This is a genomic window from Cuniculiplasma divulgatum (assembly GCF_900083515.1).
Lineage (GTDB): Archaea > Thermoplasmatota > Thermoplasmata > Thermoplasmatales > Thermoplasmataceae > Cuniculiplasma > Cuniculiplasma divulgatum.
On sequence record NZ_LT671858.1, the window covers coordinates 981,007 to 995,490 of the forward strand.

At 36.2% G+C, this 14,484-nt stretch carries 9 protein-coding genes; 3 read left to right on the forward strand and 6 right to left on the reverse strand.

The window, feature by feature from the left end; genetic code table 11:
* Positions 1 to 565: 565 nt before the first annotated feature.
* Positions 566 to 1,687 carry a glycosyltransferase gene (locus CSP5_RS04815; protein WP_172399405.1) on the forward strand — a complete coding sequence of 374 codons (1,122 nt, stop codon included), beginning with the start codon at positions 566 to 568 and terminating at the stop codon, positions 1,685 to 1,687.
* A gap of 406 nt (positions 1,688 to 2,093) precedes the next feature.
* Here the strand turns inward: CSP5_RS04815 and CSP5_RS04820 are convergent, their stop codons facing one another.
* Positions 2,094 to 2,402: a hypothetical protein gene (locus tag CSP5_RS04820; protein WP_148689763.1), complete on the reverse strand. Its 309-nt coding sequence runs from the start codon at positions 2,400 to 2,402 to the stop codon at positions 2,094 to 2,096.
* A gap of 555 nt (positions 2,403 to 2,957) precedes the next feature.
* Positions 2,958 to 4,106, reverse strand: a complete 1,149-nt coding sequence (locus CSP5_RS04825; protein WP_077076278.1) for a hypothetical protein — start codon at positions 4,104 to 4,106, stop codon at positions 2,958 to 2,960.
* A gap of 365 nt (positions 4,107 to 4,471) precedes the next feature.
* Here CSP5_RS04825 and CSP5_RS04830 point away from each other — a divergent pair, with 365 nt between their 5' ends.
* Entirely contained in the window at positions 4,472 to 5,200 is a 729-nt protein-coding gene (locus CSP5_RS04830; protein ID WP_145983957.1) for an FkbM family methyltransferase, read from the forward strand.
* Positions 5,201 to 5,669: 469 nt separating this feature from the next.
* Here the strand turns inward: CSP5_RS04830 and CSP5_RS09745 are convergent, their stop codons facing one another.
* Complete coding sequence (locus CSP5_RS09745; protein WP_171970448.1) at positions 5,670 to 5,840, reverse strand: hypothetical protein; 171 nt, start codon at positions 5,838 to 5,840, stop codon at positions 5,670 to 5,672.
* Positions 5,841 to 5,884: 44 nt separating this feature from the next.
* On the opposite strand from CSP5_RS09745, the gene CSP5_RS04835 reads away from it, so the two are divergent.
* Positions 5,885 to 10,684: a hypothetical protein gene (locus CSP5_RS04835; protein WP_148689764.1), complete on the forward strand. Its 4,800-nt coding sequence runs from the start codon at positions 5,885 to 5,887 to the stop codon at positions 10,682 to 10,684.
* Between the two features lie 208 nt (positions 10,685 to 10,892).
* Here the strand turns inward: CSP5_RS04835 and CSP5_RS04840 are convergent, their stop codons facing one another.
* From CSP5_RS04840 to CSP5_RS04850, 3 genes are all read right to left on the reverse strand, one after another.
* Positions 10,893 to 13,208, reverse strand: coding sequence for an outer membrane protein assembly factor BamB family protein (locus tag CSP5_RS04840; protein ID WP_077076280.1), 2,316 nt, complete (start codon positions 13,206 to 13,208; stop codon positions 10,893 to 10,895).
* 455 nt (positions 13,209 to 13,663) lie between these two features.
* A complete protein-coding gene (locus tag CSP5_RS04845) occupies positions 13,664 to 14,005 on the reverse strand; it encodes a nucleotidyltransferase domain-containing protein (RefSeq protein ID WP_077076281.1) in 342 nt (113 codons plus the stop codon).
* Positions 13,981 to 14,388, reverse strand: a complete 408-nt coding sequence (locus tag CSP5_RS04850) for a HEPN domain-containing protein (RefSeq protein WP_077076282.1) — start codon at positions 14,386 to 14,388, stop codon at positions 13,981 to 13,983. Before CSP5_RS04850 ends, CSP5_RS04845 begins: the two co-directional genes overlap by 25 nt.
* Positions 14,389 to 14,484 lie beyond the last annotated feature (96 nt).

Here is a 14,484-nt window from a genome sequence, read left to right on the forward strand (position 1 = left end):
TATCCAATGAGTCTATCTATTCAGTTTAAACCGATAGAACAAATAGAACTGATTAACTAGATAAAATCTAGATCTTAACTATATCTTATCACTGTTAATGTTTCTAATTAATCCTTTAAGATTTTTAAGGGTTCCACTATGGAGATTTGTTAGTTTTGGAGGAGACGACCTTGTATTGAATTGGATCTTTCAAATTTCCAAATTTATTTTTATTACTGAATCAAAAATAATATTCAGTAATATTTCTTTCCTTTACTATTACAAGTGCAAAAAGGTATATAATATTATAACAGATGAATAACAAACGTTATAAAAACAGCAACTAAGAGTTAGAGAGAAAGGTAATTTTATAATATATAAATTCTCATAATTAAGATCCTAGTAGCCTATCAGAATAATCTTTATTATGAAGTTATAGACCTAAGCTTGTCTCATAGGAATCATTTTAACATAAAATAAAAATATCTAATATGATTCCAATTGAAAAATTATTAATCCGAACATACATATAGAAAAGGGTGTCAGACAAAAGTAATATCCCAGAAGCAACATGAGGAGCAGAAGAATGAAGGAAAAAAAATTTCTATTTATATTCCATAAGCCCTTGGATCAGGTAGATGGACAGACACGGTATATTAAAGAATTAATTGATGTAATATCATCAACCTATACGATTACTATACCTTCAGAACTATTCTATTCGAACTCAAAATGGAAAAATAGAAACTGGATTCTTAGAACCACACTGATCAATTTATATTTAATTAAATGGATATTTGTGAATCGAAGAAGTTTAACGACGAAATTCGATTGCTGTATTGTAGAGGACAGATATACGCTTTTGCCTGCTTTTCTGATTATACTCTTAAGCAAGGTGAAGTTAATTTCACGTCTTTCAGATTGGGGTAAGAGATATGTTGATTCGCTAGGTCTCAAGGGTACCATTCCAAAATATTTAGTAAATGTACTTGATCATATCTATGCAGGATTTGTATTACGATATTCTTTTGCAGTAATTGTTCCTTCAGATTATACATATAAACTAGTTAGAGAAAAGTTCAGTGGTATAATTCTTAACTTTCCTTTTCCTTACACACCAAACATTTTAAAAGAGACCGATAAATCAAATAAGACAGAAATTAATGACCATGAACACGATATTTATTGCGTTTTAGTGGCCAATTTTAACTATCGTCCAAACGAAGACTCGGCTTACTTTATTGTAAAGGAGCTTGCCCAAAAAATAAAAAAGAGAGATGGAAGAATTAAATTTCTTCTAGTAGGTATGGGTAGTAAAGAAAAATTCTCAGAATTCGATTGCGAAAATGTTCTTGCCATAGGAGTTCAAGATAATTTGGATGAATTTTATAAACAGTGCCACATAGGCATTAACCCATCCCAAACAGTTGGAGGTACAAGTATTAAAAATATAGAATATTTAACCAATGGATTGCTGGTTGTATCTACGGAGGAAGCTGCAGCTGGAGTTATTAAAAGTTCCCACTTGTTCATAGAAAAGAGAGAAGGATTTTTAGAACTTATCTTAGATCTTGCCAATAAGATTAGAAGTGGAAAAAAGATCACAGATGAAAAAGAAACTGAAAGAATTAAAAAATACTATTCAAAAAAAGAAATTAAAAAAAATACTCTTGCAATCTTAGATGAGATATCCAAAAAAACTCAATAGAAATTAGTTACCTTAAGTTGTATCTCTAACATAAAAGTTCACAATTGTTCAATAAAGGCAATTGGAGACAACTAAGCAATCAACTTGATTAGAAATATGGTGATATAATTCCTTAGATAATGCTACATTATAAATATGAACCTATTAAAAACAGAACCATAAGAAAAAGAATTCAGTTTGATAAAGCTGATATAATTTTTAACAACCTTCCTAAGTAACTTATGGGAAAGTTAATTTTTCAGACTAAGAATACATTACACTTTTAAACAACTCCATATAATAACTTGCACACTGCCTCGAATCTTTAAAGGTTGTTTGAACATCCTGTGTTGAACCCATCAGGGTCTTCATAAAGGTATCCCCAAAAGTATCATTGTTTTTTAAAGGTTTCAAGAGAAGTATATTCCTACGGGTCACTGCACTCCGTGCCACCATGTTGTTCGACCGTCTTGCAATCCAGGCAGCGAATTTTTTTCTGTGCCATTTCATAAATTATGGGTTGCTCTATAAATGTAGGCATAATATCCAGTAGCTTTATTGCATATTCATTCTTTTTAGGAATTTTAGGAACTCCCAATTCAGGGTTATTAAAATATGTGAAATTATACTTCCTATGTTTTTTGATTTCATAACCTACTCCAGAGACAACCTTCAAGTAAGGAAAATACCCCCTTTCTTTAATTGATTTAAAAGCTCCACCAACTGCTGAAGACAATTTTTCTGGAGGAAATGAATTGTAAATCTGTTTATGCTTTTGAGCAATGATATTAAGAAATTCAATAAACGTGTCCTTCCCATAAAAAATATAGGACAGTTCCATATAGTCAGATCTATTTTTCATCAGAAGGCGATTTCCTGGATAATCCTCACCGGAACTGTTAAGCAGTATTATTCGGTAATTGGTTAATACCAGCGACTGAGAGACTCAGTTCCACCTGATTGATACCCTGATGATGTTTCATCTTGTTCATTTGAATAGGAAACAGTAGTTATTCTTTTAAATTCAGCCTGTTGCATTATCTTTTCATTTTCAAATAGATAAACCATAAATTATAATTTGTATGCGTTAATATATTTTTTGTTTCCTAAAAGAAATATCTTCCAATTAATCAAATAAATAATCAATCGATTCTGGATATCTGATAGAATTTGTAATGATAAATTATGTTTATGAATAAGATGCACTTTCCGGCATAAAAAAATCTTATATACTAAAACCTTCGAATAGAAATTCCCAATTATGTTTAAAATATTGGGTGATTGAAAAAACTTATTTCAGCGCAGCTCCTTCTGCCAGTGATTTCAGCTTATGAAGAGCAATATTCTTCGGCACACCATCCATACCGGAAAATGTCTCAAAACCGCAGTCTGTTCCACCTAGAACATGCTCCTCACCAATATCATCAATATCCGATACATTGTGCAGCTTCTGGCTCACCGCCTCCGGTGTCTCAACAAATGGCGATTTTACATCTATTACACCAACGGCAAACTTGATGTTTTTCGGCCAGACGTATTCCTTCACATGCTTCCTTATGATCAACGGGTCGCCGGCATGCCTTGCATTTGCCATCTCTCCCACAATGGTACCAGCCTTAAGTTTCAGTAATTCTGGAAGAACCTTAGAATAATCAGGATCTGTTAGATGGGATGCAGAATAGTTTCCATAGCAGTAGTGAACTCTTATTCTTTCTGAAGGCAATCCCTTAATGGCATCATTGATAGCCTGCACATGCTTTGCAAGCACATCAAAGAATTTCTCCGTCCAGTCAACACCCAGGCTTTTTGCCATGGCGAGATCCGGTGCATCTATCTGCAAATCCACACCATCCACTGAAAGTATGGATCTGTATTCCTTTGCAAGCTCCCTTGAAAGATCAAATAAATAATCCTCATGATCGTGATATGCCTTTCCAGGTGGATAGAATACCGTTATAACACCAGGAGAAGGCGTAGGTATGAAGATCCTCTTTGCACCAAGTTCCTTTGCAAGCTTCCTTGCATCCTCTGCCTCCTTTCTGGACTGCTTTTCTCCTGTATAAACCAGCTTATCTTCAATGGCAGGCAGTTCAAAAACTTTGGAATCCTGTATGACTTTCTCCAAATATGGATTTGCCTCCATAAGCTCATTATAAAATGCCTCTGAAAATTTCTGTGATACCCTGTTCTTTGTGGAAAAACCATGGAACCTGTTTGGTATGTATGTTGTATAACCTGATTTCCTCTGCTCGCCGTTGCTCACCCATGTCAGTCCAGACTTTGAACCAAGTGGATGGAGCTGGTCAGATATGGCAAGTGATTCAGCAGATCTGATAACATGATCATGCGTATTATCTATTTCACCTGTGCTTGATTTTCTCAGCAGTTCCTCGATCTCCTTTGTCCTGAAGAAACTCCCCGTCATTGTTGTTTCATACATAAACTCGCACCCTTTGATGAATGATAAATATTTGGGGAAGAAATATGTGCTGGGGTAATACAACAAATAGGCGAATTAATTAGAGTTTTGAGGATTAAGAATCAACAATGGATGGAATTATAAGTTTCCTTATGAATGAGAAAGATTGCATGCAAAAATAGGATGCATTATATCATTAAGCTGAACACTCACTAAAAACAGAAATAGTAGATTACACAGTGTTAGTATATTTATTTAAGCGATCAGCTATAATTGATCCTGAGTATAACTAGCCCTCATAACAAAATAATGTAATTTTTATTATAAGCAAGAAAAAATTAAAGAACAAAGCTGTATTTCGATTTAAAAGTCAATGGTGAAAATTGGTGAATAAAAGGATGAGCCTTATTTTTAATTATTTAAGTTTTAAAGATTCAACTTTAGGAGGTGGTGTTTATACCATAGAAAATCCGCTATTAGTTTTTTTCCGCAAGAAGGGTCTCGTGAAACTTAGTGATGGATATTCCATTCCTTTTGATAAACAGTCCAAAAAAATAATCATGAGTGTAGTTGACCTCGCTCTGACAAATGGATTCAGGTTTGGCGAACAGGAATATCAATGGAAACTAGATATTAAAAAAGGGATAATTGAAACGCCTCAAGGTATAAAATTTAGCATAAAACAGGTCAGAATCTTGGATGAAATATTTCTTTATCAAGTTCATTTCTCTGGAATGGATTTAAAAGACAAGGTTGTTGTAACGGCTGGAGCGTATATTGGTGATACTCCACTGTTCTATTCCTATTATGGAGCTAAGGTTTATGGCTTTGAGCCTGATCCTAATTCCTATAGCCAGGCTTTAGAAAACATAGAATTAAATCCTGAATTATCTAAAAATATTGTAATGAGAAATTATGCAATAGGAAAGGATGAGGAATTGAATTTTCCCATTAATCCCAATGGAAGCGGTAGTTCATCAGTATTTAACCTGAAGAACAGAAAGACAGTGAATATTACTTCAAAGAGTATTTCAACGATATTGCAGGAATATGACATAACCGATCCATATCTTCTAGACCTTGATATTAAAGGCTCAGAATTTACAGTTATATAAGATTCCTCAATTGGAAAATTTCAGAAAATTAGAATGGAATATTCTCCCTATATACTTCACTCTGAAAATAAAACCCTTGGCTATTTAATAGGTAAATTAAAGAGTTATGGCTTCTGTAAAATTAGGATTTACAAGCATAATAATATGCGCTTTGACCTACTTAACCATGGTACCATAGAAGGTGAGAAATAGCTTTTAACCTTTATAATTTTAATTTTGTGAGATTTTGATCTATTTTGATCCAGTAACAAAGGCTGTTTAGGGGTTTTGAATGTAAGTGTTTGTCTATTCATATTCTCTAAAGAGCAATCGATATAATTTACAAAATAAAGATGCTGTGGAGACAGAAAAGATGAATACCTCTATATCCAAAACACTTCTACTAGGGATCATGAATGAAACCCATATCATTTCTGATGGTAACTCATTTATTGTGCCATTAATGGCCTGAACATGTCTTGACTTCACACTAAAAAATCCATGTCAAGACGGAAAAAATGATTTCTGCTATTCCAAGATCTATAGAGCCTCTCTGCAGATACACACCGTCAGCTGGCAGTATAGATCTGTAATCCTTTGCACATTCCTTTGACAGATCAAAAATCTTTAAATTTGCTATGATGAAGTATTTATGCTTCACGACTTAAGAAATGTTTATAAGTTAAATGTCTTACTTTTATTCATATGTCAATGGGAATATCAAAGAAGCAGGTTTTATCAATCATTGTCATGTTATTTATGGTTCTTTCATCACTTTCAGCAATACCAAATAGTCATGTTAATGAACAGAATAATGACATAACCAATCAAATTTTAAAGAGTCCTTCTGGAATCAATAATCAATTCCAGGTAAACCAGAATATTCATTCCGCATTATTCGGATTTAATTCTAGTTCCTATGGCAGTTCAAAGTATTATGATCAGAGTCCAGAGATTGCCACAACAGATATTCAGATAAATTCCATTATTTATCATAAGGGTGAATATGTTTTAGGCGGAGAAAATACAACACAGTCGCCTCTTCTCATGATATACAATAGTTCCCACAAAAAAATGAGTATACTCTCATCAAAGGTGAGCAGCTCAATCAGATACATTGATACAATGGCATCCGAAGGTGATCTTGTGGCATTCGGCGGCATGCCCTCAGGTTCCGATGGTCAGATCTTCCCAGTGGAGATCATGAATCTATCCTCTAATGAGATTACATCTTTATCAACAGCATATCCATATTTCTCCTCTGTTCCAAACATATATGCCATGTCATTCAGTGGAAAGGATCTTTTCATGGGTGGTTACTATCAGGAGGCTGCCCAGGATGGATACCTTACAGAATACAACCTTTCATCTGGAAAGATAACAAATCTTACGTCTCAAATGCTACAGGGAACCACAATGATCAATGTTGTCCAATCTTACCATGACACACTATACGTTTCAGGAAATGCCATGAATCCAGCATCCTTTGTTCAGATATTCAACCTGACAACCATATCCTCAAATGAATATTCTCTTCCCAGTTCCGTTTACGGCATAACATCCGGATATATTTTCAATGATTCCCTCTTCCTTGGAGGTGGAAATCATCTTGGAGGTGCCCTATACGAAATTTCAAAAACTGGAGTATTGACAAATTACAGTTCACCCTTTACACATTTTGCCCAGATAGACGCCATAGGTATGATGAATAGAAAACTCCTGATCGGCGGATGGGGATTGAACTCATCCTTCGCATCACTTCTTAATCTGAATACTGACATCATAATAAGAAATATTACCCCAGGTGGAGGATTCAGGACCATGGGATCGAATATACTTTCATTTGCATCCAATTCCACCGCAGTCCTCATTGGTGGTACTGTTTCCTCACAGTTCACAAACTACTCAGGCGCACTTCTGGCTTCTGTTACGAATAATTATACATATACAGATTTGTGCGGTGATCTGCAGAAATCATACACCGAGTATAACTACAACAATCCATTAAATGAACAGTTCTATGTGTTTGCAGAAAAGAACATTCTGCTGCCTGGATCAAATCTGACAATTATAGGCCATGATCTGAAGGCAAATGCACAGTATGATCTAAGTTTTCTCAGAGTAAATGAGACTGTTAGAACCAATTCAAACGGCATGTTTTCAATGACATATTCATTGAATAAGACGCAGAAGCCCGGAGATTATCTCATAACGTTGCAGAACTCCTCAAATAGATACTACAACTATTTTGCCATAGCATGCAAATTTGACAGAATGATACATGGTGCCCAGTATCCGGAGGCATCAAAATACATACCCTATTCAAATTTAAAATACGGTTCCGTTGTGATGGATGGGAACTATCTGGAATTCTTCAGGATTGCCAATGGTACATTTCCCTATACATCGCTGGATTATGAGGTTGAGTGGAACCAGATACTCTTCGAGAATCTCACTTCAATAGGATGGACGGTTGCACCACTCAATCAGCTGGATTATGCATCCCAGTATTCCATAAATCCACTGAATGATCAGTACAGCCCATGGACAGATTACGGCATATCAAAAGTAACACAGTCGGCACAGTTCACCAACTTTAACACGCAGAATTCATACTTCTACCTTTCCGGTGATACCATGATAACATGGATACCATTCAGTGATGTAAACGAATCAAAATTCTACTGGTCTCTGGACACGGATTATGTTCAAAACAGCCCAGTTTACAATCCTGCATACAGGGTTGAAATAGGACAGGATGGCATATCACTGTTCAATTCCACAGTTGCACCAACTGCTGTTAACCAAAGTACCATAGCAAATGTTCACTTCTTCCAGAAGGGTTTGCCATCGGGACAGGAGTGGAGTATAAAGATTATCAGCACCGGAGCAAATGGAAGTAACCTCCTCAATACAATCTGCGGCACCGGAAGGGAGATATCTTTTTCCCTTAACAACGGAACATACAAATATGTAATATCCTCGCAGAATGCATTATATACCACATCCAACGCAACCGGCATAATACATGTAAATGGATATGTGAAGAAAAGTGCCACGTTCATAATATCACCGGAATCAACCTATTACCAGGTATACATGCCTGTGAACGGTACAGATGAGAGAACATTTACCCTAGATTCAACAGATTCAAAAGAAGCTATAAGCTTTGGTGTGATGAATTCCACATTAAATGTTAAAATATATCTTGGTACAGAGATGCTGTATCATGGAAATATAACGGGAACACCATACACACTCGTATCCATGGGAAGAACCGGCTCATATGGTTTTGTCAATTTCATTGGAAACGGAAATAAGATGACAATCTATGCAAACAATTCCCATAGCCAGAGAGGATACATTGCATTCAGTCTCTGGAATTACTATATTGACAGTTATACTGCATCCATGATCACTGTTCCACCACAGTTCAGCGAAAACCTCAATGGAAACAACTTTTTAGGACAGTATAACAATACAGGATTATCATTCACGCTGAAGGCACCCTATTATAGATATCCTGTTGCTCTGGCATTCTGGATTGGCGAAGGATACAGCAATCCCGTAACGGGGAAGAACTGGTGGGCCCAGATAGGTTTCAACAACTGGCTATATGGAATGAATGATGTTTCATATGCAGGCTGGGGGGCATTTTCCAACATTTTCGGATCACCAGGCGGCACAGATGGCAATTATCCAATGGTACCCAATGAAACATACACCATAACCATGGAACTTGTGAAGAATACAACATGGGGTTTCTTCATAAACGGGCATCCCATAATTGAACCGGGTCTTGACGGATATTTGAATACAACAAGCAAATATGCCAATGGAGGCGTCACCATGGGATTCGAGGTTCTAACAGAGGCAAGATCAGGTTATGAAAACACAACATCCCTGTTGCCAGATCCTGTAAAGGCCATCACTGCCCAGAGTGTAAGAATTAACGGCAGATGGATCCAGGTATCAAATTTCTCGTTCAACAATATTGGAGAGGACTGGTTTAATGATGGCGCGACGAGTTCTCCAGGAATGAATCTATGGTCCACTGAAGGACATCTTCAGAATTCAACCATAAGCAACGGCACACTCATATTCAGCAATACAGGTAAACAGATGTTCGACATTCCTGTTACGCAGCAGTATACGGTGGCATATCCACTCTACGGGAAATACACATATCCCTATGAAAATATGAATCTTTCACTGAATTACGCAGATGCGAAGTTGCTGTCCAATGATTCCATATATCTTAAAATAAACAATAATAACACACTTGTGAGCATCATATCTCTGGACAGTTCAGGCACGCTTCTTGGCTTCAGGAACCTTGTTTTGAATAATGGAACATATTACATACCAAACAGACTGCCCGATGGAAGGATTGCAGTTATAACAACGCTGAAGAGCAATGCGAAATCTCTTTCCTACGATAACAGGATCGAGGAGATGGAATTAAGATCATTAAAAAGTTTCACATACAGTATATCTTTTATGGAAACGGACCTGCCATCACATTTGGGATGGTATGTCAATCTGAGTAATGGATTCTATTCCGGTCAAATATCATCATCCAGCTATACCTTTGCATTACCAAATGGAACTTACAACTTTACTGTTGCATCCAGCATTAAATCCTTCATTCCTGATCCTGCCCATGGAACTATCACCGTAGATGAGAAATCCTTTACTGTAACAGTCAATTTCACGCTCAATGGTTACAATCTAACGTTCAAAGAGAATGGCCTTCCGGACAATTATATATGGTATGTTGATCTAGCAGACGGGTACAGTTCAGGTTCTATCCATAATGATTCATACACCTTCCATCTGATAAATGGAACTTATGACTACAATATTAGTGATAATAATGCAGCGTACAGGCCAAATATAACAATAGGTTCAGTAAGTATTAATGGCAAATCAAAAAAAGTGGATATTACAATTAGCGAAACCAGATTTTCAATTTACTTCGTTTCCTATGGATTGCCTGCAGGCACTGGATGGAATATTAGCCTCAACGGAATAATTGAGCATTCAGATAATAGAACCATAACGTTCAGTGAATTTCCAGGCATATATAATTACACTGTATTCAATCTTTCATCCTATTATGCACTTCCCTACTCAGGATTTGTGGATCTTGTAAACAGTAATATATCTGTGACTGTTTCATACTTTTCCTACGCGTATCTTGCAATTGGCGTTACTCCTACCGAATTTACACTAATGTTCAACGGAAAGAAGATGGATGGAAATTCATCCATTTCCATTAGGCTTGTAAGTGGCAATTATACCATATCCATAATGTCCAGTGGCTATGTGACACAGAACATGACCCTATTTATCAGATCAGGCAGCAACGTTGAAATAATAGTCAATCTTCAGAAAGTACACAGCAGTTCATCTGTTTCACAGTTAGGCATATATGCAATTATGGTTGGTGCAGGTGCACTAGTTGGAATTTTATGGGGAGCATTGGTTTTCAGGAAGAAATGAGGTAACTTTAATTTTTTGAAAATTAAACATTTATTGCCTAAATTATCCTCGCAGAGGATAATATGTAAGGGAAATCATCCTGTGAGAGGACAATTTCAATTTTAGACCCGTAAATCTTTATCTATTATCAAAGAATGATTGAGAATCTAAAAATTCAACTATTCAGGTATAACTTCTGTCTCTTTAAGATTCCTTACTCAGTTAAAGCTTACCAATCTGTAAGAAAGAAATCTGTGTCAAAGCCTTCAGAAAATTTTACATGAAGCGGAATCAGTGCTACTATGTATATTATAAAAATTGGAGCCAGATAGTATAGGTATGAATTTGGCCAAACACTGGATTTAATCAGAAACCATATGGAGAAAATTAGCATGCTAGATTCGGTTATAAGATGGAGTGAAAGCGCCATCGGACCCTCTTCAATATCAATCCCATCTATTTCGAATGTAAACCATGTCATTATGGTGAATGCTCCTATTGGAATTATCATAAAATAGGCATAATTACCCAATACAGGATACAGGAACATCCATCCCAGTGTATTTCCGAATGTAATGGCAGCGCCAGTTGATATATGGTAAAGAACAAGAAGTAGAAGTATGTTAAGAGGGAGCGAAAGTGCATAGACATACTTTACCAGAACAAGAGAAAAAAGCAGGATAAATGCCAGAAGCAACACCACAGAAGGAGTTGAATCGAAGACTGCACTCGAATGGAGAAGATAAAGTGTCGCTCCTGCTAAACCTCCTGCAATCGCAAAGGCCACATCGAAATAATCTGAACCTAATAGAAGTGATATCAGGGATCCACCAATAAACAGGGCAAAAATTACAGTAATTACAATTACGACCTCGATTGTGTGACCAAAGTGTGTGCTCTCCGATATATTCCCCGCATCAACATGTATAGTTCCAGAGGAGGGATTTGCCGAATAAAGGTTGTCCCCTGAACTTATTTTATAATAATAGGTACCATTTGGAAGGCAAAAGATAATATTGCTGCCCGAAGAGGCATCCTTACCCATCCCATTGCTGAGGTTAACCATCCATACATATCCACCAGGTAAATTATTTTCAGAGAATGTTATTTTGAAACCTTCTTCAAAATTGATGGAATAATTCATGTGCTCTCCACTGACGTTAAGGTAATTCAAATATCTGGAGGCAAGCATTGCCGTTCTGTTTGTTCCATAGGTAAACTCATATGTGCCGTTTGGAAGAAATATGTCCAGTATTCTTTGATTGCTTGAATAATTCAACCCGTTTTTAAAACTCACCCACCAGTAGCTACCATAGTTCAGTTCATATCTATTAAATGATATCCCGTATGCATTACCAAGGGCCATAACAGTACCGTTACTGTCTGTAAGATAAAGTGTACCATTATAGAGAATGGGCTCTGTGCATATTGCGGATCCTGTGCTGTATGACCAGATGGTATTTCCATTGGTTCCAAGAGCGTAAACAAGGCCATTATTTCCAGCAAGGTATAGCCTGTGATTACTTGAAATTACAGGAGATACAGTAATATCTTCACTTAACGACTTCTTCCAGATAAGTGTACCATTATACCTGTTAATGGAATAAAGAGTGTTTCCGTATGGAATGTAAACATAGGTTTTGCATACGGCAGGGGTGTTGGTAAAATGGCCGTTTGGCAATGTATACTGCCATAGAATATTACCATCATTGTTTATGGCATAGAGAGTGCCATTAGATGTTGCGGCGTATATTGTTCCATCAAAATAGCTGGCAGAGGCCACAACGGGTGAATTAAGTTTAACCTTCCATTCCAATGTTAAATTAGAACTATTGAGTGCATCCAGATAGCTGGAATTGGAAAAGCCTAAAATTACAAGGCCATGCTCCAGAGTTGGAATGGTATCGAGTGCCCATGGCATATTTCGATATATAGGTCTTATGAGGTCATTTCTGAACATGGAAATATTAGTATTTCCATTGAATGAATAGTAAAAGCTACTGTTGCATGCTGCAATAAGTCCGTATCCGTAATCCCTGTTAAAGATCATAGATCCTCCTATGGAGGAAACATTTATGTTGTTCCCACTGCTAGAATTATCCAGAGTTAGCCAAGGTCCCTCCGAGAAAAAACATCCAATGCAGAAATCCTGAAGCATAATCTTTCCAGATGAAATTGCAGGATAATAGCTGCCCACAGAAGTTGGGTTATTATACATGGTATGTGCTGTATACCCAGTCCACTTTAATGATCCTGAGGAAGTGGATAGATCGTAATAATAACCATATTCCTGGTCAGGTTCTGTTACTATGAGATTGTTATCATATTCCAGAATAGTATCTGAACCCCCACCAAGATTATATTTCCATATGAGTGAATCGTTGGATGGTCCAGTAGACTGACTGAAACCGTTATGAAAAGAACTACCCTGAAATTGACTCCATTCTGAATTATTATAGTTAACAGCAACATTTGAGGCAAACGAAGGTAATTCACTATCAGAACCTAAGGTTCCTTGAATATTTACAGCATGTGAACTTTCCATCGCCATAGAGAGGAAAGAGATGGATAGTATCAGTGCTAAGAAAATAATTAGAACATGTTTACGTTTTTGTGATAAATTAAATATTTTGTGTAGCCTGTTTGAAATCTTAATGAATTTACTAACATTGTTTTTTAGATATTGTGTAATAAAACACAGTATAGCCTTCAATTCATTGTAAAGGCGTATTGAATATTTAGAAAGCTTTTCAACGCTAATCCTCAATTCAAAATAATAATTCTAACCTGTTTATAAATATTTCTTATACAATGTGGAACTATAATATATTATATAGTTAATTATTACTTTATGACCTTGCCTAACCGTGGAATTGCCACCCCTTATTTCATATCTCTCGGTATTAATAGTATATCAAGAATAATTAATGGGGAGCAAAAATAATAATGTATATATATTAAATCCTTTAGAACGCAATCCTATGGAATGTGTGAGTATCTTTACCTATTAGATATTGAGAAATCATCCCTGAGTATTACGCCATCCTTAAGAGCATCTGTTATAAACCTATCATTCTTACTTTTCATTTTGTTTATCTCTTCTGGTGTGAGCATTATTGTCTCATATCCAGGTGGAAAATCTATATCTTTAAGCCTTTCCAGGGGATTGCCTTTGAAATCGCCAATAATGAGGAGATCAATATCACTCCAGAGATTAAAATCACCCCTTGCATATGAACCTATGAGCAGAACTGAACATTTGAATGAGAGGTTTTTTGAATATGCTGTTGCATCATTAATTATCTTATTTCGTTTTTCTATTCTCTTTTCAACAACTTCCATTTTGCTTCCACCTCTTTGATAATAGTTTGCGAGCATAGTATGGCATCATTTGCATCCTCTACCGTGTAATAGTCATCAGGAGTCCCCTCCGACCACACATCGGTGTATCTAGTTGGAATGTAATACTTATCTATTTTCTTAGCTAGGTCTATTAGATTCTTATCGAAATCAAGATCTTTCAACAAGAGAGATACGGAATGCCCGAAAGAACTCATTCCTGTGCCCCTCAGATAGGCTTTAATTGCATATTCAGATGCCTGTTGAGCCTTAAAGCATGCCCAGTTATAAAATTTGGATGAATTATCATTTTCTGCTGATCTTAATGTGGTTTTTGCATTTTTCATCCAGCGATTGAATTCATCCTCATCAAGATAGCTGGTCATTATACCTACTGAACAGCATAGAATATATTAAGATTGTCCGAGGGCAATTTTGATATATTGTTTTACCAGTAAGTTATAACTTTATCTTTTTTTTTC